This is a genomic window from Achromobacter sp. D7-1 (assembly GCF_059760445.1).
In genome coordinates, this window is sequence record NZ_JCBAMT010000075.1 from 1 (window position 1) to 24,443 (window position 24,443).

The 24,443-nt window shown below is 66.3% G+C and carries 21 protein-coding genes; 14 read left to right on the forward strand and 7 right to left on the reverse strand.

Features of this window, described 5'->3' with window-relative positions; all coding sequences use genetic code 11:
• The first annotated feature begins 125 nt into the window (after positions 1 to 125).
• Positions 126 to 980 (forward strand): inositol monophosphatase family protein, encoded by an 855-nt coding sequence (locus AC6LKD_RS25260; RefSeq protein ID WP_498117801.1) that lies wholly within the window; start codon positions 126 to 128, stop codon positions 978 to 980.
• Positions 981 to 1,141: 161 nt separating this feature from the next.
• Here the strand turns inward: AC6LKD_RS25260 and AC6LKD_RS25265 are convergent, their stop codons facing one another.
• The 7 genes from AC6LKD_RS25265 to AC6LKD_RS25295 all read right to left on the reverse strand — a co-directional run bounded on the left by AC6LKD_RS25265 (position 1,142) and on the right by AC6LKD_RS25295 (position 10,813).
• Complete coding sequence (locus AC6LKD_RS25265; RefSeq protein ID WP_013395099.1) at positions 1,142 to 1,960, reverse strand: NAD-dependent protein deacetylase; 819 nt, start codon at positions 1,958 to 1,960, stop codon at positions 1,142 to 1,144.
• A gap of 102 nt (positions 1,961 to 2,062) precedes the next feature.
• Positions 2,063 to 3,010 (reverse strand): serine O-acetyltransferase EpsC, encoded by a 948-nt coding sequence (gene epsC / locus AC6LKD_RS25270; RefSeq protein WP_013395100.1) that lies wholly within the window; start codon positions 3,008 to 3,010, stop codon positions 2,063 to 2,065.
• 174 nt (positions 3,011 to 3,184) lie between these two features.
• On the reverse strand, positions 3,185 to 4,234 hold the full coding sequence (gene galE / locus AC6LKD_RS25275; RefSeq protein ID WP_492276291.1) for a UDP-glucose 4-epimerase GalE: 1,050 nt from the start codon (positions 4,232 to 4,234) through the stop codon (positions 3,185 to 3,187).
• A gap of 13 nt (positions 4,235 to 4,247) precedes the next feature.
• Complete coding sequence (gene pgi, locus AC6LKD_RS25280) at positions 4,248 to 5,915, reverse strand: glucose-6-phosphate isomerase (protein WP_498117802.1); 1,668 nt, start codon at positions 5,913 to 5,915, stop codon at positions 4,248 to 4,250.
• Positions 5,916 to 5,928: 13 nt separating this feature from the next.
• On the reverse strand, positions 5,929 to 7,332 hold the full coding sequence (locus AC6LKD_RS25285; protein ID WP_013395103.1) for a phosphomannomutase/phosphoglucomutase: 1,404 nt from the start codon (positions 7,330 to 7,332) through the stop codon (positions 5,929 to 5,931).
• Between the two features lie 20 nt (positions 7,333 to 7,352).
• Positions 7,353 to 9,614, reverse strand: coding sequence for a GNVR domain-containing protein (locus AC6LKD_RS25290; RefSeq protein ID WP_013395104.1), 2,262 nt, complete (start codon positions 9,612 to 9,614; stop codon positions 7,353 to 7,355).
• A 62-nt stretch (positions 9,615 to 9,676) separates the two neighbouring features.
• On the reverse strand, positions 9,677 to 10,813 hold the full coding sequence (locus AC6LKD_RS25295; protein ID WP_041654095.1) for a polysaccharide biosynthesis/export family protein: 1,137 nt from the start codon (positions 10,811 to 10,813) through the stop codon (positions 9,677 to 9,679).
• A 242-nt stretch (positions 10,814 to 11,055) separates the two neighbouring features.
• On the opposite strand from AC6LKD_RS25295, the gene AC6LKD_RS25300 reads away from it, so the two are divergent.
• The 13 genes from AC6LKD_RS25300 to AC6LKD_RS25360 all read left to right on the forward strand — a co-directional run bounded on the left by AC6LKD_RS25300 (position 11,056) and on the right by AC6LKD_RS25360 (position 24,363).
• Positions 11,056 to 12,465, forward strand: coding sequence for an undecaprenyl-phosphate glucose phosphotransferase (locus tag AC6LKD_RS25300; RefSeq protein WP_013395106.1), 1,410 nt, complete (start codon positions 11,056 to 11,058; stop codon positions 12,463 to 12,465).
• Positions 12,455 to 12,973, forward strand: coding sequence for a GDP-mannose mannosyl hydrolase (locus tag AC6LKD_RS25305; RefSeq protein WP_498117803.1), 519 nt, complete (start codon positions 12,455 to 12,457; stop codon positions 12,971 to 12,973). The genes AC6LKD_RS25300 and AC6LKD_RS25305 overlap by 11 nt, the downstream gene beginning before the upstream one ends.
• Before the next feature lie 5 nt (positions 12,974 to 12,978).
• Positions 12,979 to 14,409 carry a mannose-1-phosphate guanylyltransferase/mannose-6-phosphate isomerase gene (locus tag AC6LKD_RS25310; protein ID WP_498117804.1) on the forward strand — a complete coding sequence of 477 codons (1,431 nt, stop codon included), beginning with the start codon at positions 12,979 to 12,981 and terminating at the stop codon, positions 14,407 to 14,409.
• Positions 14,410 to 14,470: 61 nt separating this feature from the next.
• Positions 14,471 to 14,833, forward strand: coding sequence for a VanZ family protein (locus tag AC6LKD_RS25315; RefSeq protein ID WP_013395109.1), 363 nt, complete (start codon positions 14,471 to 14,473; stop codon positions 14,831 to 14,833).
• A 10-nt stretch (positions 14,834 to 14,843) separates the two neighbouring features.
• Positions 14,844 to 15,953: a GDP-mannose 4,6-dehydratase gene (gene gmd / locus AC6LKD_RS25320; RefSeq protein WP_013395110.1), complete on the forward strand. Its 1,110-nt coding sequence runs from the start codon at positions 14,844 to 14,846 to the stop codon at positions 15,951 to 15,953.
• 6 nt (positions 15,954 to 15,959) lie between these two features.
• A complete protein-coding gene (locus AC6LKD_RS25325; RefSeq protein ID WP_013395111.1) occupies positions 15,960 to 16,913 on the forward strand; it encodes a GDP-L-fucose synthase family protein in 954 nt (317 codons plus the stop codon).
• 38 nt (positions 16,914 to 16,951) lie between these two features.
• Entirely contained in the window at positions 16,952 to 18,268 is a 1,317-nt protein-coding gene (locus tag AC6LKD_RS25330; protein WP_013395112.1) for a lipopolysaccharide biosynthesis protein, read from the forward strand.
• Between the two features lie 20 nt (positions 18,269 to 18,288).
• Complete coding sequence (locus AC6LKD_RS25335; protein ID WP_013395113.1) at positions 18,289 to 19,191, forward strand: glycosyltransferase family 2 protein; 903 nt, start codon at positions 18,289 to 18,291, stop codon at positions 19,189 to 19,191.
• A 27-nt stretch (positions 19,192 to 19,218) separates the two neighbouring features.
• Positions 19,219 to 20,514, forward strand: a complete 1,296-nt coding sequence (locus tag AC6LKD_RS25340; RefSeq protein ID WP_498117805.1) for an O-antigen ligase family protein — start codon at positions 19,219 to 19,221, stop codon at positions 20,512 to 20,514.
• Positions 20,507 to 21,637 (forward strand): glycosyltransferase, encoded by a 1,131-nt coding sequence (locus AC6LKD_RS25345; protein ID WP_492276293.1) that lies wholly within the window; start codon positions 20,507 to 20,509, stop codon positions 21,635 to 21,637. Before AC6LKD_RS25340 ends, AC6LKD_RS25345 begins: the two co-directional genes overlap by 8 nt.
• 13 nt (positions 21,638 to 21,650) lie before the next feature.
• Entirely contained in the window at positions 21,651 to 22,538 is an 888-nt protein-coding gene (locus AC6LKD_RS25350; protein WP_498117806.1) for a glycosyltransferase family 2 protein, read from the forward strand.
• Complete coding sequence (locus tag AC6LKD_RS25355; protein ID WP_013395117.1) at positions 22,535 to 23,095, forward strand: putative colanic acid biosynthesis acetyltransferase; 561 nt, start codon at positions 22,535 to 22,537, stop codon at positions 23,093 to 23,095. The genes AC6LKD_RS25350 and AC6LKD_RS25355 overlap by 4 nt, the downstream gene beginning before the upstream one ends.
• Complete coding sequence (locus AC6LKD_RS25360) at positions 23,092 to 24,363, forward strand: glycosyltransferase WbuB (protein WP_498117807.1); 1,272 nt, start codon at positions 23,092 to 23,094, stop codon at positions 24,361 to 24,363. The genes AC6LKD_RS25355 and AC6LKD_RS25360 overlap by 4 nt, the downstream gene beginning before the upstream one ends.
• Positions 24,364 to 24,443 lie beyond the last annotated feature (80 nt).

The window sequence follows — 24,443 nt, forward strand, 5'->3', positions numbered from 1 at the left end:
GCCCTGGCCGGCATCGGCCAGGGCCGCGCGCATTTCTTGCGCGGGTTTCCGGGAGTCCGATATGTTGCATCCCGCCCCGCGTCCGGCGTGGTAGATTTGCGCGTTCCCCGAACGAACGAGTCCGTATGAGCAGAACCTTTACCCGCGAGGACACCCGCCGGCTTGCCGCCATCCTGGCCGAAACGGCGCAGACGGAAGTCATGCCGCGCTTTCGCAATCTGCCGGAAGGGGCGGTGCGCGGCAAAAGCTCCGCCCGGGACCTGGTGACCGACGCGGACGAAGCCGCCGAGCGCCTGATCGCGACGCGCCTGGCCAAGCTGCATCCGGGCGCCGTGCTGATCGGCGAGGAAGCCTCGGCGCGCAATCCCGCCCTGCTGAACATGCTGGTCGACGCCGACCTGGCGTTCCTGATCGACCCCATCGACGGCACCCGCAACTACGTGGCGGGGCTGCCCTTGTTCGGCATGATGATCGCCGCCTGCCACCGCGGCGACGTGATCGCGGGCGTCATCTACGACCCGGTCAGCCGCGACAGCGCGTTGGCCGTGCGCGGCGAAGGCGCCTGGATGGAATATGAAAACGGCAAGCAGGTCCCGCTCGCGGTGGCCAGCCCCGCGCCCCCCGACGACATGGACGGCCTGATCTCGACCGGCGCCTTGCCCGAGCCGCTGCGCACGACCGTCAACAGCAATCTGTCGCGGCTGGGCAGCACCGGCTCGCTGCGCTGCGCCGCGCATGAATACCGCATGCTGGCCGCGGGCCACTGCCATGTCGCGCTGTATAACCAGTTGACCGCCTGGGATCACGCGGCCGGCTGGCTGTTGCACCGCGAGGCCGGCGGCTACGCCGCGCACTTCGACGGCTCCCCCTACAAGCCCACGCACCGCACGGGCGGCCTGCTGTACGCGCCGGACGCCGGCAGTTGGCACGCGGCTCGAAAGGCGCTAATGGGGGACATGGCGGAAGCCAGCGAGACTTGACAGATCGCCCCCGGGAACGCTCAAAAACTCGGGGTTATCCCTAGGAATTATCCACAGTTCCTGTGGACAACCCTATGGAAAGGTCTGTAACAGCGGAAAAAAACCTTTTCAGGCCAAGCACTTGCTTAGACCGGTCAAAAACCGGCCGGCCGCAGGCCGCTTTACAACGCGTCCAGCGCCTCGGCGCAAGGCAGTTCCACCTTGAGGGTAAGCATGCTGTCGGCGCGGGTGCGTCCCAGATTGATGGCCGCTATCGGCATGCCATTGCGCGAGGCCGCCGACACGAAACGGTAGCCCGAATACACCATCAATGAAGAGCCCACCACCAACACCGCGTCAGCGTTCATGAGGCCGGCATTGGCGCGATCCACCCGCTCGCGCGGCACGGTTTCGCCAAAGAACACCACGTCGGGTTTGACCACGCCGCTGCAGCGCGGACAGGGCGGCACCTTGAAGCGCGCGAAGTCTTCGCCTTCCAGATCGGCGTCGCCATCAGGCGCATCGGAAGCATCCAGCAGCATCCAGTCCGGATTGCCGTCCTGCAGCGCCTCCTGCCAGGCCTGGCGGCCGCCGCGCCAATCGCAGGCCATGCAGCGCACCTCGTCGAGCCGGCCGTGCAGGTCCACGACCTCGCGGCTGCCGGCGGCCTCGTGCAGGCCATCGACGTTCTGCGTCACCAGCACCGAGACGCGGCCGCGCGATTCCAGCCGCGCCAGCGCCCGATGCGAGGTATTGGGTTGCACGTGGCCAAAGCGGCGCCAGCCCACCATGCTGCGCGCCCAGTAGCGCGCCCGCGCCAGTTCGCCGCCCATGAAGGTCTGCAGCGTCATGGGCGGCTTGCGCTTCCATTCGCCTTCGGTGTCGCGGTAATCGGGGATGCCGGAGTCGGTGCTGACGCCCGCTCCCGTCAGCACGAACAGCCGCGGATGGCGGTCGACAAAGCCGCGCAGCGCGGCCAGATCAGAGACTCGTGTGTCCATCCAGGCTCCTCAGTGCCGGCCACTACAAATGTCGGCCACCGCAACACGGCGGCCACCGCAAAATGGCGGCCACCGCAAAACGGCGGCCGCCGCGAACACCGCTCAGCCGCCCAGGCCGCAGTCGGGCATGTCGCTGACCAGGCTGGCCTGGGTCACGTTGCTGCCGGGCGGCACGCTGCGGGTCAGCCAGACGTTGCCGCCGATGGTCGAGCCCTTGCCGATGGTGACGCGGCCGAGAATCGTCGCGCCAGCGTAGATCACCACGTCGTCCTCGATCAAGGGGTGGCGCGCCAGGCCCTTCTTGAGTTCGCCGTTTTCGCCGGGCGGGAAGCGCTTGGCGCCCAGGGTGACCATTTGATAGAGGCGCACGCGGTCGCCGATGATGGCGGTCTCGCCGATCACGACGCCGGTGCCATGGTCGATGAAGAAGCTGCGGCCGATGGTGGCGCCCGGGTGGATGTCGATGCCCGTGTCCGCATGCGCGATCTCCGCCACGATGCGCGCCAGCATCGGCGCGCCCAGGCGGTACAGCACGTTGGCCAGGCGGTGATGGATCATCGCCGCCACGCCCGGATAGCACAGCAGCACTTCGTCCACGTTGTGCGCGGCCGGATCGCCCTGGTAGGCGGCGGTCACGTCCAAGTCCAGCGCGGCGCGCACGCGCGGCAACTCAGCGCCGAACTGCCGCACGATCTCGATGGCGCGCTGGCGCGTATCCGCGGGTTCCGCCTGTTCGGGCCGGCCCACGTATTGCAGCTCAAGACAGACCTGGTGCAGCAGTGCGTCCAGCGCCGCGCCGATGGTATGCCCGACATAGAAGTCCTCGACCTCCTCGCGCAGGTCGATCGGCCCCAGGCGCATCGGGAACAGGGCGCCACAGAGGTTCTTGACGATCTGGCGCAGGCTTTCCTGCGATGGGAACTCGCGCAGGCCCGCGTCTTCGCGCAGACGGCCGCGCGGACCGCGCCAGGCCACGCGCGCCTCGTGCAGGCCGGACACGATGCTGTCCAGGTTCCAATGGGCCGGCGCGTTGTAGGTCGGCCCGCTCATGACCGCGGCTCCTGTTGGGAGCCAGTAGACGGATTGAATTCAAACATGGGTGCGCCTCGTTGACGGTGCATGGCCGCGGCGGCTTGGCCGCCGGGCAATGCTGCTTCGCAATATTTCCGTCAACTGTAACCGCTCGCGCCGGTTTCGCGGAATCCATCCGACACGGCGCAGGGGTTATGTCCCCACGTCCTGATCGTAGCCTTGAGGATTGCCCTGCTGCCAGCGCCAGCCGTCCGCGCACATCGCATCCACGCCATGCGTGCTGCGCCAGCCGAGCAAGCTGGCCGCCAATGCGGGATCGGCCCACATGCGCTCGATATCGCCGGGACGACGGGCTTGCGCGCGCACGGGAATCCGGCAGCCGTTGACCCGCTCGAACGCATGCACCAGCTCCAGCACGCTGGTGCCCTGCCCCGTGCCCAGGTTGACCGCCACGAACCCAGGATGGCTCTCCGAATATGCGAGCGCCTGCACATGCCCTTGCGCCAGGTCCATGACGTGCAGATAGTCGCGCACGCCGGTGCCGTCGGCCGTGTCGTAGTCGTCGCCGAACACCCGCAGGTAGGGCTGACGCCCCACCGCCACCTGGGTGATGAAGGGAAACAGGTTGTTCGGAATGTCGCGCGGGCTTTCGCCGATCTGCCCGCTATGGTGCGCGCCGATGGGATTGAAGTAGCGCAGCGTGACCGCGCTGAAGGCCGGGTCGGCCCTGCAGACGTCGCGCAGCACCTCTTCCACCATCAGCTTGGTGCGGCCATAGGGATTGGTCGGCGCCAGCGGGTGCGCTTCGGTGAACGGCAGGTACTGCGGCTCGCCATAGACCGTGGCCGATGAACTGAAGACCATGCGCGTCACGCCCGCCTCGCGCATGGCGCGCAGCAGCGCCACTGAACCGCCGACATTGTTGTCGTAGTACTTGAGCGGATCGGCGACCGACTCGCCCACCGCCTTGCTGCCGGCCAGGTGCAGCACCGCCCGCACCGGCGCGCCGCGCGCGGCCGATCCGGCCAGCACCGATTCGACCAGGCCGGGGCTGCGGATATCCCCTTCCACCAGCGGGATCTCCACGCCGCACAGGCGCTCGACGCGGCGCACGGCCTCGCGGCTGCCGTTGCTGAAGTCGTCCAGCACCAGCGGCCGCTGGCCCGCCGCCAGCATCGCCACCAGCGTGTGCGTGCCGATGTAGCCGGCGCCGCCGGTCACCAATACATGCAGGTCCGGCATGGCCCGGCCTCCTTCACAGATGCGCCGCCACGCCCGGCACCCAGGCATGGCGCGGCCGCGGCGCCTGGGCATGGCTGCGGTAGCGGTCGATCCAGTAGGAAGTGGACGCGTCGTGGCCCCAGTCCACCACGCCGGCCGACACCGGCACCGCCAGCTCGCGCTCGATGCCGGTGGCCAGGCGCTTGCCCAGTTCCACGCCCCATTGGTCAAAGGGGTTGATGCCCCAGACCACGCTCTGCACGAACACCTTGTGCTCGTACAGGGCCAGCAGCGCGCCCAGCCCGCGCGGATCCAGCTGGCGCAGCACGATCAAGGTGGAAGGCCGTCCGCCCGGATGGACCATGTGCTGCGCCAGGCTCAGCGCCCGTTCCTGGTCGTCGATGTGCGCCACGTCCATCAGCGCCTGCTCCAGGCACTTGCCGCGCAGCAGCGCCTGGCGCTGCGCCAGGCAGTTGGCCAGCAGCATGCGGTGCGCGTCCGGACTGTCGGCATGGCCTTGCAGGCTGGCGATGAAGTCCACCGGCGCGCCGTCCTCGCTCTGATGCAGCCACTGGAAAAAAGTGTGCTGGCCGTCGGTGCCTGGCATGCCCCAGATGATGGGCGCGGTCGGCACGCCCACCGCCGCGCCGTCGCCCGCGACCCGCTTGCCCAGCGATTCCATTTCCAGCTGCTGCAGGTAGGTCACCAGGTGCAACAGCCGCGCGCTGTAGGCCGCGATGTTCAGGGAGTTTTGTCCCAGCACGCTGCAGTTGACCAGCCCCGCCAGCGCCAGCTGGATCGGCGCATTCGAGGCGAACGGCGCTTGCTGGAAATGCTGGTCCATGGCCTCGGCGCCCGCCCGCATGCCGATCAGCACGTCCGCGCCTACCGTCAGCGCAATCGACAAGCCGGCTACCGACCAGACCGAATAACGCCCGCCGACCCAGTCGCACATCTTGAAGATCTGGCTGGACGGCACGCCCAGCGCCCGCGCCGCCGACACATTGGCGGTGACCGCGGCCAGATGCTCCGACGCATCCGCCACGCCGCCCTGCTTGAGCCAGGCGATGGCGGCGCGCGCATTGTGCAGCGTCTCGGCGGTGGTGAAGGACTTGGACGACACCACCACCAGGCAGCGGCGCGGATCCAATCCTGCCACCGCGTCATGGAACGCGTGGCCGTCGATGTTGGACACGAAGCGGATCTGCCGGCGCTGCGACGCGCCGCCGAACGCCTGCACCGCCAGGCGCGGCCCCCAATCGCTGCCGCCGATGCCGATGTGCAGCACCGTGTTGAAGTCGGCCGTCTGGTCGACGCGGCGCACGAAGTCAGTCATGCGCGAATGCTCGCAAACGGAGTCCGCGTCCTGCCCATCGGGTTGTTCCCGCGTGCGTCCGGCGCGCAGCGCCGTATGCCATGCCGGCTTGCCCTCGGTCCAGTTGACCGGCTCGCCCGCGAACAGCGCCTGGCGCGCGTCCGCCACCCCGCGCGCCTGCAGCAGCGCCATGGCCGCGGCTTCCAGCGCCGGCGACTGCCGTTGCATGCTCAGGTCCACGCACAGACCCGCCGCCTCGATGACCTTCAGCGCCGCGCCGTCCAGTTCCGCGCCGTGCGCGGCTTGCGCGAACGCCTGCCACTCAGGGCTGTCCGCCAGGCCGGAATTCGCCCTTAGCGCCTCAACCGCATACTTGGCCTTTCCCATCGCGTGATGCTCCTTAAAACGGTAAACGAACATGAGGGGCAATGCGCCGGAACGCGTTGCGGAAATCCTCCTCGATACGGGCCAGAGCGGCCACGGTGTCCCCTTCAAAACGCAATACCACCGTCGGCGTGGTGTTGGACGGACGCGCCAGGCCGAAGCCGTCGGCGTAATCCACCCGGATGCCGTCCAGATCGTTGATGGACTGCGCGCCGGGAAACTGCCCCTGCGCGCGCAACGCTTCCACCAGGTCGAACTGTTCGCCTTCGGCGGTTTCCAGCTTGATTTCAGGCGTGGCGCAGGACTGCGGCAGGCTCTCCAGCAGGGCCGACGGATCCGGCGCCCCGGACAGGATCTCCAGCAGCCGGGCGGCGGCGTAGATGCCATCGTCAAAGCCGTACCAGCGTTCCTTGAAAAAGATGTGGCCGCTCATCTCGCCCGCCAGCTGCGCGCCGGTCTCGCGCATCTTGGCCTTGATCAGCGAATGCCCGGTCCTGCACATGGTGGCCTTGCCGCCGGCTTCCGTGATCGCGCGCGCCACATGGCGGCTGCATTTGACGTCGTACAGGATCTCGGCGCCCGGGTTGCGCGCCAACACATCGCGCGCCAGCAGGATCAGCAGGCGATCCGGCCAGATGATCTGCCCCGTCTTGGTCACCACGCCGAGGCGGTCGCCGTCGCCGTCGAACGCCAGGCCGACCTCGCAGTCGGAATAGCGCAGGCAATAGATCAGGTCCTGCAGGTTCTGCGGATCGGCCGGGTCCGGATGATGGCCCGGGAACGAACCGTCGACTTCGCAGAACAGTTCGACCACTTCGCAGCCCAGGGCGCGGAACAGCGCCGGCGCCGCCGCGCCGGCCACGCCGTTACCGCAATCGATGGCGATCTTCATCGGCCGCGCCATGCGGATGTCGCCCATCAGGCGCGCCGTGTAGCAGGGCATGATCTGCATCTGCGTGCGTCCGCCCGAGGCGCTGGCCGACTCGATCGGCAGCCGCATCGCGTCGCGCAGCGCGGTGATGCCCTCGCCGTACAGCGAGGCGCCGTCCAGCACGATCTTGAAGCCGTTGTGCGCGGGCGGATTGTGGCTGCCCGTGACCGCGATGCCCGCGCCGGTGTCCATCAGGCGGGTCGCGAAATACACCATCGGCGTGGTCGCCATGCCGATATCGATGACGTGCATGCCCGCCGAACGCAAGCCGGCCTGCAAGGCGGCCGCCAGCTCGACGCTGCTCAGCCTGCCATCCCTGCCCACCACGATGGACCGCGCCCCCAGTTCGCGGGCCTGGGTCCCCGCCGCCATGCCCAGGCTGTGCGCGAACCGCGCGTCGATCTCTTCCGGCACCGTGCCGCGTATGTCATAAGCCTTGAAAACCGCATCCAGAATTTGCGGGGTATCCCAGCCAAAAGTTCCGTGCATGCCAGTTTCTCCGGGTGGCGTTATTTAGGGCCGTTCTGTTTGAAATCGCCGTAATACGCCGCACGGGAGTAGCGATAACTACCGTACTTGGACCGGAAGCCGAAGCGTTCCGGCATGAGCTTGAGACCGTTGAAAAGCACGCCGTCCACGGGCGCGCCGGCCTGGATCAGGCGCTTGGCCGTCTCGCGGATTTCACCTACCGTGTTCATGCCCGAGCGCACCACCACCATCACCGCGGCCGCATGCGTGCCGACCACGGCCGCGTCCGGCGACGACAGCACGGGCGCCGTGTCCAGGATCACCATGTCGTACTGTGATGCCAGTTCGCGCAGGGTTTCGCCGAACACCGGCGAGGCCAATAATTCGGAAGGATCGAAGGTGACCGCGCCGGTGGCGATGAAGTCCACGCCTTCGGACACGCTGTGCTTGCGCACCTGGGTCAGCGGGATCGTTCCCGACAGGACCTCGAACAAGCCGTCTTCCTTGGGCACCCCGAAGTAGCGGTTGAGCTGGCCCTTGCGGAAGTCAGCGTCGATCAGCAGCACGCGCTTGCCCACGCCGCCCTGGATGAAGGCGAAGTTGGCCGACAGGAAGGACTTTCCCACGCCCGCCACCGGCCCGGTGAACATGACCATGTTGTTGGCCGACTGGCGCAGCGACGCCTGCAGCACGTTGCGGAACGACCTCAGGCTTTCGATGGGCGGCGCATTGCCCTGGCTCTGGGCCAGCAGCGCGGGCACGCTGGCATTCTTGCGCCGGCTGCGCCGCCACAGCTTGTCCTGTATGTCGCTGTACGGAATGGCGGCCAGCACCGGCAGGCCGGTATGGCGCTCGACGTCGTCGGGTTCGGACAGGCCGCCGAACAAGGCGTTGCGCACAAAGGCGCACAGCATGCCGAAGATCAGGCCGAAGGCGGTTGCGACGCCGATGATGATGGCGGCCTTGGGACGCACCGGCTTGTCGGGCTGCACCGCCGAGTCCAGGATGCGCACGTTGCCCACCTTGCCGGCGCGGATCAAGCGCAGTTGCTGGGCGTTGTTGAGCAGCGCCGTGTAGAGCTCGGTGTTGACGCGCACGTCGCGCACCAGGCGCACCACGTCCTGTTCCAGGTCGGGCAGTTGGCGGATGTTGTTGCCGATGCGGTTCACGTCCCCGGTCAGGCCGGCGATCTGGCGGTCCAATGCCACGATGCTGGGGTGGGTCGGCGCAAAGCGCGTGATCATTTCCTGGCGCTTGGAGCGCAGCTCCATCACCTTGGTCTGCGCGTCCACCGACTGCGCCAGGATCAGCTTGGCCTCTTCGCTCAGGTCGATGGTGCCGCGCTTGTTGCGCAAGGAGTTGTACTTGGTCTCGGCCGCGTCCAGCTCGCCCTTGAGCACCGGCAGCTGCTGTTCGAGGAACACCAGCGACTTCTCGGCCTGCGCCGACTTGCGGTTGACGTTTTGCTGCACGTACTCCTGGCCGATCTGGTTGAGCACGGCGGTGGTCAGCGCGGGATCATTGCCTTCCAGCGTGACGCCGATCACACCCGAGGTGCGGCCGCGCTCGAAGATGCCCAGGCGCCCCTGCACGTCCTCGATGGCGGCCAGGCGCGAGCTGCGCGACACGGTGAACTCGGTGCCGGGGCGCCCCGTCAGCGCGTCGATATGCACGTCCATGGCGCCGCCGCCAGGCAGCCTGAAATGCTCGGGCTTGCCCACCGTGCCGTTGAACGTGGCGCCGGTGAACTTGTCGCTCAGCGTGTAGCGTCCTTCGCCCAGCGTGGTCACGCGAAACGGCTTGCCCAGCCATTCGTTGGGCACGTCCAGCTGCGAAATCGCGATGGCTTCGCCGCCCCAGGCGTAGCCGCCGCGCGGAAAGCTCGACGGGTACGGCAGGCTTTCATAGCGCTGCGCCAGCCATTCGCCGATCACGGGGAAATAGCGCGGCTTGGCCTGGATGTACAGCAGGAACTTGTCGACCGCGGGCCCGACCACCATGCGCGAGCGCAGCACTTCCATTTCGCCCGAGGTCTCCGCCTTGGTATCGAACATGGAGGAAACATCCCCCAGCAGGCTGCGGCTCTGCCCCTGGGGCATTTCCTCTTCCACCTGCACGATGATGTCGGCCGAATACACCTTGGGCGTGATCATCACGTAAGTGAGCGCCCCCAGTAATGCGAGCAGAGTGATCGCAATGATCATCCACCGGTTGGAGAAGATGGCGTCCACATGGGACGACAACGGAGTTTCCTGCTGGCGAGCCGGCACGGACGGCTCGAACGATTCGATGGGCAACGACATGCAGCTCTCCAAGAGAAGACGCCGCCGCGGTCGCGGCGTCCCCAGGCGTGGTTTAAGGCGGACTAATCTATGGCTTTCACGGTCTGTACGGTCTGGGCGCTCGGGAACAGGTTGCTGATGAAGCGGTTCCACCGCACCAAGCCGGCCGTGTCCACGAACACAACATCTTTGGGTTGCAACTCGAACTTCTCCGCCACCGCAAGAGTCTGCGGCGAGCCGGCGTTCAGGTGGAACACCAGCGGCGTCGCTTGCTCAGTGCTGCGCACAACGAATATTTGCGACGGGTTCGAGGTCAGCTGGTTCGGTCCTCCGGCCAAGCCCAACGCCTCGGTCAATGACATGCGTCCGTCACGCATCACTGCCGCGGTGGGCAAGGTCACCTCGCCCATCACGAAAACCTTGCTGTCGTCGCGCGGCGTAACCCTCACGATGTCGCCCGACTTCAGCAGCACTTGATTCAAGTCCTGGCCACGCTCGATCAGCGCGGGCACGTTCACGCGAGTACGGCGGCCATCCCGGATCACATAGACTGCGCTGCGGTCTCCGGTCGGCAGAATGCCGCCGGCCCTGTTGATGGCTTCCAACAGGGTCATCGGAATATCGTTGATCGCGATTGCGCCCGGCGTCTTGACCTCGCCATCCACGTAAACACGCTTGCTGCGATATCCCAGAACGCGTACGGTGATCTGCGGATCCTGGATGTATTTGCCTGAACTATTCACTATGAGATTGCGCGCCTGAAGTTCCGTCAACCCGGCCACTTTGAGCAATCCCGCATACGGAAATTGGATATATCCAGTGGATGAAACCGTATAGCCCGGAATGCCCGAGGCAGTATCCCCAATGGCTAATTCCGTGACCCCTGTCCCGATGGCGTAGGTTTGCGTCGGAAGGACGAGTTCAGGGTGATCCCACACTACGATCGAGAGGATGTCCCCCGGCCCGATCAGGTACGGCCCGGACTTGCCGTAGAGCTTGTCGACGCCTTCGTTGTCGAGCAATGCCTGGCGCGCGCGCTGGTCTTCCAGCACCAGCGACGGCGTGATTTCCTTGATTACTGCCTTGGAGTTCGGATCCAGCGGATCCGCAAGCTGATTGGCGTCAAAGGTCATACCGGGAGACAAGGCGCAAGCGCCCAGCGAGGACACGAGCGCGATAGCTGCTATGCCTCGGCTCAACGTTCCGAAAAATGTCGTCATGGCAAATCCACTTGTGAATGACTTCGTTGCTTGGAGTGAGCCCGATGCGTAACGGGTTGCGACATTCCACTCTCTTTTCCTAGGCCCGCACATTCGACGGATGTCCTAAGCCTTCTCCTACATCGTTTGGAGGTTTCGGGTGCGTTGCGCACTCAATAAGATTTTGTCGGTAGCCACAAGCTTTGCGGCAGTGCACGGTTTTTGCTCGACGCAGAGCGGCTCCCCACGAACAGGAGTGCGCGATGGACCCGTCCCAAACGGACACGTCGTCTAGATTCAGCGGGGCAAGCTATCTCTACCGCTTGCTCGATGCCGCGATCGTCATCACCTGCGGCCTGACTGCCACCGGCTTGAAATTCTCGGACGATGCCTTGGCGGATCCTCCGCAAATCCATCTGTTCCTTGTATATCTGTGCGGCCTCGGCGTCGTTGCCATCTTTCCGGCCTTCCGCCTGTATGTCTCCTGGCGCGGCCGCCTGCTCACCGACCTGGTGGTGCGCAGCCTGGCGGCGTGGGCGCTGGTGTTCGCGCTGGGCATCTGCATCAGTTTTCTCATGCACCAGACCGCGGCGATATCCCGCGTATGGGCGGCTACATGGTTCGGCATGTCGGCGCTGACGCTGGCCGGCTTACGCATTGCGGTCTACGCGGTGCTGGGCGCCGCGCGCGACCGCGGGCTGGACCGCAAGCGCGTGCTGCTGGTTGGCTTCGGCGCGCTGGGCCACGACCTGTGGCGCCGCGTCGAGCAATACCGCGGCGCGGGCTACGAAGTGGCGGGCATCTACGCCGAACCCCATGAAAACCTGCCGCCGCAAGTCCGCCGCCTGCATGACCTGGACGAACTGCATGCCTTCGTGCATGAGCACACCGTCCGCGAGATCTGGATCGTGCTGCCGATGGAGGCGGGCCAGGAACTGCGCGAAGTCCTCTATCACCTGCGCAACGACCTGGTGGATATCCGCTGGATTCCCGACGTCATGTCGATCCAGCTGCTGGGGCACCGCATCGGGGAGTTCCTGGGCCTGCCCGCCATCCAGCTCAACAGCCTGCCCGCCGCTGGCGTGCGGGGCTGGGCCAAGGAGATTTTCGACCGCAGCTTTGCCTTCTGCGCGCTGATCGGGCTGTCGCCGGTCATGCTGACGGTGGCTTTCCTGGTCAAGGCGACCTCGCGCGGCCCGGTGTTCTTCACCCAGCCGCGGCTGGGCGTGGACGGCAAGGTCTTCCACGTCTACAAGTTCCGCACCATGACGGTGCACCAGGAGCACGGCGTGGTCACCCAGGCGACCCGCAACGACGCGCGCATCACGCGCATCGGCGGCTTCCTCAGGCGCACCAGCCTGGACGAGCTGCCCCAATTCTTGAACGTGCTGATGGGCGACATGTCGGTGGTGGGCCCGCGCCCGCACGCGCTGGAGCACAACGAAATGTACAAGGACCTGGTCCAGCGCTACATGATGCGCCACCGCGTCAAACCCGGCATCACCGGCTGGGCGCAGGTCAACGGCCTGCGCGGACAGACGGACACGCTGCGCAAGATGAGCGACCGCATCGAGTACGACATTTATTACATCCAGCACTGGACGTTCAGGATGGACCTGCAGATCATCGCCCGCACGGCGGTATCGGGATGGACGGGCCGCAATGTCTACTAGACCCTTGGGATGGCCCGAACGATACGGGCGGCAACGGGCCGCAGCCCCCGGCGGCGTACTGGCGCAGGCGGAATTCCGCCAGGCGGTCGAAATGTTGCCGCTGGTATCCATCGACCTGCTGCTGCGCGACGCCGCGGGCCGCTACCTGACCGGCCTGCGCGCCAATCCTCCGGCCCAGGGCGCCTGGTTCGTGCCGGGCGGGCGCATCCGCAAGAACGAGACCCTGCACGACGCGTTGCGCCGCATCGCGCGCGAAGAGTTGGGCATCCCGGTCAACGAACTGGCCTGGACCCCTCGCGGCGTGTACGAGCACTTCTACGGCACCAATTTTGCGGGTGAAGCCGGACGCTCCACCCATTACGTCGTCCTCGCCTACGAGGCCGAGCTTTCTTTGGATATTTCCAGCCTGCCCCAGGCCCAGCACCGCAGCTACCGCTGGCAGCCTGCCCGGGCCATCGCCGCCGATCCCGGCGTGCACCCCTACACCCAGGCCTACTTCAAGGAGTGAGCGCCATGACCACCCCCCCTCCCCCGTACCGGGCAGTCATACTCTGCGGCGGTTCAGGCTCGCGCCTGTGGCCGCTGTCGCGCGAACTGCTGCCGAAGCAGTTCATCCGTTTGACCGATGACCGCAGCCTGCTGCAGAACACCCTGCTGCGGCTGGGATCGGCCGGCGCCGAGGCCCGGCCTACCCTGGTATGCAACGACGCGCACCGCTACATCGCGGCGGAGCAGGCGCTGGAGCTGGATATCAAGGACGTGGAAGTGATCCTGGAGCCGTTCGCCCGCAACACGGCGCCAGCCATCGCCGCCGCCACCCTGCGCGCCATGCGCGACGGCGAGGATCCGATCATGCTGATCATGCCGTCGGATCACGTGCTGGAAGATGGCGAGGTGCTGCGCGCCGCCTTCGCCGAGGCCTACCAGGCCGCCCTGCAGGGTGCGCTGGTGACGTTCGGGATCAAGCCCACCGCGCCGCTTAGCGGCTATGGCTATATCCAGGCGGACGACCCCGGCGTCATGGCGCCCGCGCGCCGGGTACGCCGCTTCGTCGAAAAACCCTCGCCCGAAGTCGCGCAACGATTCATCGACGATGGCGGTTACTACTGGAACAGCGGCATGTTCGCCTTCCAGGCCTCGGTGTTCCTGTCGGAAATGGCGCGCCTGGCGCCCAAGATGCTGGAACAGGTGCAGGCGGCAGTGGCCATCGGACACGGCGAGAATGCGCTGTTCCACCTGGACGGACCGTCGTTCGAAGCCTGCCCCAGCGATTCCATGGACTACGCCATCATGGAGCGTACCGACAGCGCCGTGGTTATCCCCCTGGCCGCCTCGTGGAGCGACGTCGGCGCCTGGGACGCGGTCTGGGGTATCGCCCAGAAGACGGAGGAAGGCAACTCCACCACCGGCGACGTCATGGTGGAGGATTCGCGCAACTGCCTGATCCACTCCACCAGCCGGCTGGTCGCCTCGGTGGGCCTGGACGACATCGTCGTGATCGAAACCGCCGACGCCGTACTGGTGGCGCACAAATCGCGCTCGCAGGACGTCAAGCGGCTGGTCGAGATCTTCAAGACGCAGCACCGCTCGGAGCTCAACCATCACCGCGAGGTGCAGCGGCCCTGGGGATCCTATGACTCGGTGGGCCAGGGTCCGCGCTACCAGGTCAAGCGCATCACGGTGAAGCCCGGGGCGCGCCTGTCCTCGCAGATGCACCACCACCGCGCGGAACACTGGATCGTGGTGTCGGGCACGGCGCGCATCTACAACGGCGACAAGCAGTACCTGCTGACCGAAAACCAGTCGACTTACATCCCCCTGGGCGAGATCCACAGCCTGGAGAATCCAGGAAAGATCCCGCTGGAAATCATCGAGGTGCAATCGGGGGCCTACCTGGGCGAGGACGACATCGTCAGATTCCAGGACATGTATGGCCGAGTGTGAGGAGCCTCCACGCCGCGCGCGCTTGCCCGCCTCCGAGAAGGAGTCTTTCTTCAGGCCAGGCATGGCGCGGATCTGCCTGCCCTTTGCAGGCCTGTTCTTCGCCGTGCTGGTGACGGTGGGCAACCTGCCGGGCCTGGCCGCCGAGATGTCGGACGCCTTTGGGGACAAGCGCCTGCATCTTGCGGCTTACGCCTTCCTGACCACCTTGATCTATTTCTCGGTCAACCGGCGTCCCGGACTGACGGCCCTGCTGGGGGTGGCGGCCCTGGGCGCTTTGGATGAAGCAATCCAGTCCTTTTTTCCGTATCGACAGGCTGATTTATTAGACCTTTTGGCCGATATCTCCGCGGCTGGTGCAACAGTAATCTCATTGCACATTGGTACCGCAGCCTTCGGCTCCTTTCGTGCAGTCACTAAGTCTTAAGGATACAACCATGCCAAAACGGGCACTGATTACCGGCGTTACTGGCCAAGACGGGGCCTATCTGGCGGAGTTTCTGCTGGCCAAGGGCTATGAGGTCCACGGCATCAAGCGGCGCGCTTCGCTGTTCAATACCGCGCGGATCGACCATCTGTACCAGGATCCGCATGACCAGCCCCGCAATTTCGTGCTGCATCACGGCGATATGACCGACTCTTGCAGCCTGATCCGCATCGTGCAGTCGGTGCAGCCCGACGAGATCTACAACCTGGCCGCCCAAAGCCATGTCGGCGTCTCGTTCGAGGAACCCGAGTACACGGCCAACGCCGACGGCCTGGGCACCCTGCGCCTGCTGGAAGCCATCCGTATCCTGAAGCTGGAAAACAAGGCACGTTTCTATCAGGCCTCCACCTCCGAGCTGTATGGCCTGGTGCAGGAAACGCCGCAGAAGGAAACCACGCCGTTCTACCCGCGCAGCCCGTACGCGGCGGCCAAGCTGTATGCCTACTGGATCAGCGTGAACTACCGCGAAGCCTATGGCATGTATGCCTGCAACGGCATCCTGTTCAACCACGAATCGCCCAAGCGCGGCGAGACCTTCGTCACGCGCAAGATCACCCGCGGCCTGGCCCGCATCGTGCTCGGCCTGCAGGAATGCCTGTACCTGGGCAACCTGTCCGCGCTGCGCGACTGGGGCCATGCCCGCGACTACGTCGAAATGCAGTGGCTGATGCTGCAACAGGACACGCCCGAGGACTACGTCATCGCCACCGGCATGCAGTACAGCGTGCGCGAATTCATCAATACGGCGGCGCGCGAGCTGGGCATCCTGCTGGCCTGGGAAGGCGAAGGCCTGGAAGAGACCGCCACCGTGCTGTTCTCGCCGGTGCATGACATCAAGCCGGGCCAGGTCATCGTCCGGGTCGATCCGCGCTACTTCCGTCCGACGGAGGTGGAAACCCTGCTGGGCGACCCGACCAAGGCGCGCGAAAAGCTGGGATGGTCGCCCCGCACCTCCTTCGCGCAACTGGTCAAGGAAATGGTCGAAAGCGATCTGCGCGACGCGCGGCGCGATGCCCTGGTCGAGCAGAACGGCTACGAAATCTACGCCTACAAGGAGTAGCACGACATGACGAACCTGGAGCAACGCGTCTTCGTCGCGGGCCATCGCGGCATGGTGGGCGCCGCGATCACCCGCGAACTGCAGCGCCGCGGCTACCGCAACGTGCTGACCCGCGGCCGGGACGAGCTGGATCTGGAGAACCAGAACCAGGTCAACCGCTTCTTCTCGACCACCCCGGTCGACGTGGTGTACCTGGCCGCGGCCAAGGTCGGGGGCATCCTGGCCAACCAGACGCATCCGGTGGAGTTCCTGTACAAGAACCTGATGATCCAGTGCAACGTGATCCGCGCCGCCTATGCGGCCGGAGTGCGCAAGCTGCTGTTTCTGGGTTCGTCATGCATCTACCCGCGCGAAGCTCCGCAACCGATCCGCGAGGACGCCTTGCTGACGGGGCCGCTGGAAGCCACCAACGAACCTTACGCCATCGCCAAGATCGCGGGCTTGAAGCTGTGCGAGGCTTACCAGCGCGAATTCGGCGCGCGCTTCATCTGCGCCATGCCGACCAATCTGTATGGCCAGCATGACAACTACGACCTGCAAAGCAGCCATGTGCTGCCCGCGCTGATCCGCAAGTTCCACGAAGGCCGGGAAGCCGGCCAGGAAAGCGTGTCGATCTGGGGCACCGGCGCGCCGCTGCGCGAGTTCCTGTACGTGGACGATCTGGCCCAGGCCTGCGTCATGCTGATGGAGCATCCGCAAGCGGAAGGCATGTACAACATCGGCGCCGGGCAGGACATCTCGATCGCCGACCTGGCCAGGCTGGTGGCCCGCGTCGTCGGCTACGAAGGCAATATCGTCTACGACAGCAGCAAGCCCGACGGCACGCCGCGCAAGCTGATGGACTCGGCCCGCGTGCAGGCGCTGGGCTGGAAACCGGAGATCTCGCTGACGCATGGCATCACGCTGGCCTACGGGCATTTCCTGCGTGAACGCACCCAGCATGCGCTGCCCGTGGCCTGACGGCCTCGCCAGAACCCTTATGCCTACAGGCCCCAGCCATGCTCGGATTCCTCAGGAAACATGTCGCCGGCAATGCCTCCTTCTGGGGGCTGGTGGAGTATGGCATCGGCCCGGTCGCGGCGCTGGTGGCCCTGCCCATCCTGTTCCGGCAGCTGGGGACCGTGGGCTTCGGCCAGTACTCCATGATCATCGCCCTGGCCGGCTTCGGCAACGCCGCCAACCTGGGCGCTGCCGTGACCGCGACCAAGCTGGTGTCCGAGCGCATGCACGAGCCGGGCGGCGCCTATCGCGCAGCCGGCGTGAGCATGTCGCTGATCGGCTGCGCGCTGGCGGTCGTGACCCTGGCCGCGGTGCTGCTGTGGGGCGTCGTGGGCCTGGGCTGGCCAGAGGCGACCTTCGGCGGCGTGGCAGTGACCATGCTGGCCATGCCCGCGCTGGCCATCTACCTGACGCAGCAATATGACCAGCTGTTCTCAGGCTGCCTGAAGGGCCGCGAGGACTTCCGCGCCACGGCGCTATGCGAAGTCTTCAGCCGCACCGGCACCATGGCGCTGGCCTGCGCCACGGCCTGGCTGACGGCCTCGCCGACCTGGACCGGACTGGCGCAGGCGCTGGGACTGCTGGTGGCGGGCAGCGTGAAGATGCGCGTGTTCGCGCGCGCCTATGGCCGCATCCTGGTGCGCCCGGTGCGCGACCGCGGCGCCATGATGGACGCCTTCAAGTTCTCCCGCTGGTCCTGGCTGAACAGCCTGAGCGCCCTGGCCTTCGGCTCGGTGGACCGGGTGCTGGTCGGCAGCCTCATGGGGCCGGCGGCGCTCGCGATCTACACGGTCGGCGTGCAGGTCGGCCAGATCATCCATACCGCGTCGGTCGCCATCTTCCAGAAGGCCATGCCGCGCGTCACCCGCCTGTCGGTATCGCCGCCCTACCCTGGCGCGGTCGAACACGAGATCCGCCGCATGATGCTGTGGAACCTGGTGCTGTCGGCCAGCGCCACGCTGGCAGTGCTGGCGGTCAGCCATCCGCTCTTGAACCTGCTGCTGGGGGACAACGTCGCCAGCGGCCATCTGGGCACCTTCCGATTGCTCATCGTGGCCTCGGGGCTGCTGTCCCTGAACGCCGCCGCGCACTTCTCGCTGCTCGGGCTCGGCAATTCCCGCGCGGTCGCCATCCTGAACGGCCTGGGCGGCCTGGCGATGCTGTGCGTCATGGCGGGCTTGGTACACGCGGCGGGCGAGCACGCCGCGGCCTGGGGCCGCATGGCCTACGCGGCGATCACGCTGGCCGGCGTGGCCCTCGCCATCCGTCAATCCCGGCCCGACTTTCCGGGCGCCTTGCCTGCGGCCACCCGTTAACTCACATGCTGAGGTCCTACATGCGCAAGCGTCATAACGAGTATTCACGTCAGCTCATCGACTTCGTCCGCGAGTTGCGGCCGCCGGCGCCGATTGCCGGCAGCCTGTTGCCGAAAGTGACCATCGTGACACCCTCGTTCAACCAGGCCCGCTTCCTGGAACGCACCATCCTGTCCGTGCTGAACCAGGGCTATCCGCGGCTGGAGTACATCATCATCGATGGCGGCTCCACCGACGGCAGCGTGGACATCATCCGCAAGTACGAGCGCTATCTGACCTATTGGGAAAGCACGCCGGACCGCGGCCAGTCGCATGCCATCAACAAGGGCTTCGAACGCGCCACCGGCGATTACGTGGGCTGGCAGAACTCCGACGACCTGTACTTCCCCGGCGCCTTGCGCAAGCTGGGCGCGGCTGCGTCAAAGGGCCGCGCGCCCATCGTCAGCGGCAATCTGTTCGTCGCCGACGCCGACAACAAGATCTTCCGCAAGATCCATTACACCCCGGTCAACCGCGGCACGCTGACGGTAGTGAAGGCGTCCATCCCGAACCAGTCGGCGATCTTCCGCCGCGACCTGTTGCAGAAGTACGGACTGCTGCAGGAGAGCATGCGCTACTGCATGGACCTGGAACTCTGGAGCCGGTTGCTGCGTGAAGGCAAGAACTTGATCGTGCCGGACGCCATGGGCGTGTACACCGCCCATGACGAAACCAAGACGGCGCTGATGCAGGACGTGCTGCTGGAGGAGCGAGAGCAGATCGTCACGCGCATCCGCCGCACGGAACCGGGCCTGGGCAAGCTGTTCGAGCTGTCCTGCCGCGCGTCCAAGGTGGCCGCGCATGCGCGCCAAGGAGACCTGTCCTATCTGTTCGAAAAGCTGACCACCAAGATATTCGGACGCGACGACTGGGCTTCGCACTAGCGCCCGTCCAAACAGAGAAGAGCCGCAATGAGCACGCACCGCCGCCTTTCCACCCTGCATCTGCTGGGCCTGTTCGCCTTCACGGCGCTGGCCCTGAACGACGACCGCTTCGTCCTGGGGGTCGGCAGCTTCAAGCTGTCGCCCTTCGATTTCCTGTTCGTCGCCATGCTGGTGGTCAAGGCGCTGCGGCTCGCGGACCCCGCGGCCTATGCGCTTCCCCGCGGCCTGCTGGGCATGCTGCTGGGTATCCAGGCCCTGTCGGTGATCTACCTGCTGCTGGTATCGCTACACCACCCGGGCATCGAGACCGGCGACGTGGCGCGCGACCTGCGCATCGTGTTCTATTTCCTGTGCACGCCCTTTCTTTGCTACAAGGACATCGACAGTCCGGCGGCCTATGCGGTGCTGCAGAAGTACATCGTGGCGTCTTGCCTGGCCGTCGCCACGCTGATGCTGGCCGAGCAGCTGCAGGGCTTCAGCGTGGCGAATCCGCTGCGCAACGTGCGGCTGGGCGTCTGGGCCATTCCGTTCGGCGTGGTGTCGCTGCTGTACTTCCGGCGCACCCTCAATGTTTCCGGACCCAAGGCCTACGCGCTGACGGTCTACATGCTGCTGGCCCTGGTGTTTTCACTGAATCGCAGCCAATACCTGCAGCTGGCGATCTCGGTAATCATCGCCGTGCTGCTGGGCGCGGGCCCCGAAATCCGGCGGCGCGCCGTCCTGGTCTTCGCGCCCGCCGCGGTCGCCGGCGTGCTGGTGTTCGCCAGCATCGGCTACCTGGACGTTTTGACCAATCGCATCTTCAGCGTCGAGCGCCTGGACGAAGACTCCAGCTATGGCGCGCGCGTCCAGGAAATGCAGGGGCAGATGGACTTCTTCGCCGAAAGCCCGGTGTTCGGCAAGGGCGCGGGCTTTCGCAGTTGGGTCATGGGCGAGAACGGCTTCGAGCTAAGCACCTTCGCCCACAACTCCTGGGCCTTCTACCTGATGAAGTTCGGCGTGGTCGGGACCATCATGATCATGCTGCCGCCCGTGCTCATCCTGCTGCTGACCCTGCTGCGACGATATGCGCATCCGGGCCTGGAGCTGCACCGGCGCTACCTGCTGGCCACCGCTCCCATCTACATCTTCATCGACTCGCTTTCCGGCGGCCTGGCCTACGCGCCCAAGACCGCCTTCACCGGCTTCCTGCTGTGCTATTGCCTGTCGCTCATGCGCAATGCCCAGCTCATGCCCGTGCCAGAACAAGGAACGACATCCGCCCCCAGCCACCGTCCGGACGTTGCGCGCCGGACGCCAACTCGAGTGATCCCACATGCCTGATGTCTTGTTTGTTGCGCCAGACCTGCACGGCGGCGTAGGAAGATGTGTCGCTTTCATCGTGGATGCCTTGCCGGAACAAGGGGTGGATTCCGCCTTGTTCCTGCTGCGCTCGCGCATCCGCGAATACCCCGTCTCCAACCCCAAGGTCACCCGAGCCCTCCCTGTCAACGAATCTCCCGCCGCCCTGCGGCTGATGCTGCCCGTGGCCTTCTTCAAGCTGCTCCGGCAGATCCGGCGCGACAAGCCGGCCATCGTCTGCTCGCACGGCCTCTTGTGCAACATGCTGGTCATCGTGGCCAAGAAGCTGCTGCGCGGCAAGTTCAGCACGGTCGCCTTCGAGCACAGCAGCCCCGCCATCCATTACGGCGCCTCGCGCATGCGGCGCCTGAAATGCTGGCTGGTCAGCCAGACCTACCGCCGCCACGATGCGGTGGTCGGCGTATCGCGCGGCGTCAAGGAAGACCTGGTCAGCATGTTTCCGCCGCTGCGCGGCAAGGTCCACACCATCTACAACGGCGTGCCGCTGGATAATGTCCGCGCGCAGGGCGGCCGCGGCGCGGACGAAGCCTTGCAACCCGCGCCCTACCATGTGGTGGCCGTGGGCCGGCTCGAAGCGGTGAAGGACTATGCCACGCTGATAGACGCGGCCACGCTGCTGGACGACCCCGGGATCCGCTTCACCATCCTGGGCGAAGGGTCCGAGCACGCCGCCCTGCAGAAACGCATCGATGAAAGCGGCTCCCGCACCCCGGTCACCCTGGCCGGCCATATCGACAACCCGTTTCCGGTGATCGCGGGCGCCGGCGCCTTCGCCCTGACTTCCCTGCGCGAGAGCTTCGGCAATGTGCTGGTGGAAGCGCTATGCCTGGGCGTGCCGGTCATTTCCACCGACTGTCCGCATGGCCCCGCCGAAATCCTGGATTCCGGCCGCTATGGTTTGCTGGTTCCGGTGGGCGACGCAGCCGCCCTGGCCGAGGCGGTTCGCCGCCTGGCCTACGACGCGGAGATGCGCGAGAGGCTTGCGGTCCAGGGGCCCGAACGCGCCGACGCCTTTTCCCTGGAACGGCATTGCCGCAACGTCATCGCCCTCTTCCGCCCGCTGATGCAGCGCGGCACGCCCTGAACAGGACAGCATCATGCAGAAGATACCGGTATCGGTCGTCGTCATGACGAAGAACGAGGAACGCAACATCAACAAATGCCTGAAGGCGCTGGTCGAATTCGACGAGGTTTTCGTGGTGGACTCCAACAGTACCGACGCCACCTGCGCGATGGCGACGGCGCTGGGCGCCAAGGTCTCGAATTTCCAGTGGAACGGCAAGTATCCCAAGAAGAAGCAGTGGTGCCTGGAGCAGCTGCCGTTCTCGCATCCCGTGGTGCTCTACGTGGACGCGGACGAAGAGATGACGCCCGGCCTGGCCGCCGAGATCCGTGAAGTCCTGCCGCGCTTCGCGGCGGGCGCGGGCGGCGCCTTCGTGCCGTTCGACTACGTGTTCTGCGGCAAGAAGCTGGAGCACGGACACCGCGTCTACAAGCTGGCGCTGCTGGCCCGCGACCGCTCGCGCTTCCTGGACTACGACGACCTGGACGTGGCCCACATGTGGGAAGTGGAAGGCCACTACCAGCCGCAGGTGGAAGGCGAGACCTTCGCCCTGCGCCAGCGCATGGTGCACAACGACCATGATTCGCTGTTTCACTACTTCGACAAGCACAACCGCTATTCCGACTGGGAAGCGAACCTGCGCACCAAGGGCCTGATGAACGATCCGCGCGAGGCCAATGTGGGCGCGCGCGCCCTGCTCAAGCGCATCTTCCAGGCCATGCCGTTCAAGGCGCCCATCTCGTTCCTGCATTCCTATGTCTTCCGTCTGGGCTTCCTGGACGGCAAGGCCGGCTATGACTACGCGGTGGCGCGGGCCATGTACTACTGGCAGATCCGCATCAAGACCGAGGAAATCCAGAAGGCGCGGCAGGCCAGCGCTGCCGCCGCGCGCGACGACGCCGTGGCGGGGGCCGCCAAATGAGCGCCCTGCAACGTCTGGACCGTTTCGCGCTGGCGCCTGGCCAGCGCGGCCGCTCCGCCCTGACCGTGCAGCTCTGGTGGACGGTGCAAGCGACGCTGTTCCGCTGGTCGCCGCAGGTGGCCTATGGCTTTCGCCGCTGGCTGTTGCGCTGCTTTGGCGCGCAGGTCGGCCGCAAGGTCCTGATCCGGCCCACCGCCACCGTGACCTATCCGTGGAAAGTCGAAATCGGCGACTACGCCTGGATCGGCGACGACGCGGTCATCTACAGCCTGGGTCCCATCCATATCGGCGCCCACGCCGTGGTGTCGCAGCGCAGTTACCTGTGCGCCGCCGACCACGATGCGGGGCAGCCTGAATTCCCCTTGCGCGAGCGCGCGGTGCGCATCGAGGACGGCGCCTGGGTGGCGACCGACGTGTTCATCGGCCCCGGCGTGACCGTGGGACGCGAAGCCGTGATCGGCGCGCGCAGTTCGGTGTTCCGCAACATGCCGCCCGCCATGATTTGCCACGGCAACCCGTGCCGTCCCATCCGCCCGCGCCAGGCTGGCCCGGCATGAAAATCCTTATCTACGGCATCAACTACGCGCCCGAACTCACCGGCATAGGCAAGTACAGCGCCGAACTGGCCGAATGGCTGGCCGCGCGCGGCCACGAGGTCAGCGTGGTGACGGCCCCGCCCTACTACCCGCAATGGCAAGTGCATGAGGGCTACCGCGCCGGCCGCTACCGCAAGGAAATCCTGCGCGGCGTCACCGTGCGCCGCGCCCCGCTCTGGGTGCCCGGACGTCCGGGCGGCCTCAAGCGCCTGATACACCTGGCCAGTTTCGCCCTGTCCAGCCTGCCGTCGCTGTTGCGCGCGGCCGCCGGGCGGCCGGACATCATCCTGGTGGTGGAACCCGCGCTCTTCTGCGCGCCCGCCGCCTGGCTGGCCGCGCGGCTTTGCGGGGCCCGCGCCTGGCTGCACATCCAGGACTACGAAGTCGACGCCGCCTTCGAACTGGGGCTGCTCAAGGGCGCCCGTTTGCGAGCCATGGTGCTCAGGGCCGAACGCTGGCTGATGCGCCGCTTCGACCGCGTCTCCACCATCTCCAATCGCATGCTGGACCTGGCACGGGCCAAGGGCGTGGACCCAGGGCGCGCCGTGCTGCTGCCGAACTGGATCGACGTGGATGCGATCACGCCGCAAGCCGGCGGCCGGTATCGCGCCGAACTGGGCATACCGGACGACGCCATCGTCGCGCTGTACTCGGGCAACATGGGCGGCAAGCAAGGCTTGCAGACCCTGGCCGACGTGGCCCGCAGGCTCGGCCGCGAGACGCGCCTGTGGTTCGTGTTCTGCGGCCAGGGGCCCGAGCGCGCGCCGTTGCAACAGCAATGCGAGGGCCTGGCCCGCGTCGTCTTCCTGGACCTGCAGCCAGCCGAACGCCTCGGTGAACTGTTGAACACCGCCGACATCCATCTGTTGCCGCAACGCGCTGGCGCCGCCGACCTGGTGATGCCGTCCAAACTGACCGGCATGCTGGCCAGCGGCCGGCCCGTGGTGTGCGGCGCGTCGCCCGGCACCGAGCTGGCCGGCGTGGTGGCGCGCTGCGGCCTGCTGACCCCGCCCGAAGACGGCGCCGCCATGGCCGAGGCCGTGCGCAAGCTCAGCTACAACGCGCAGATCCGCGAAACGCTGGGCGCTGCGGCGCGCCAGTATGCGCAGGCGCACCTGCATGTGGACAGCGTGCTCGCTGCGGCCGAACAGGAATTCGAGAACCTCATCGGCGCCAAGGGCAAACGTGCCGCCCGCGCGGCGCAATCCGACGCAAACACAGGCGCCTGATCGCGCGCCTGACCCATCGACTCCCTGCGGGGCTCAATTTCCTGGCTGCGCTTGTCGATGGCTTGCGCGCGTCCGAAGGC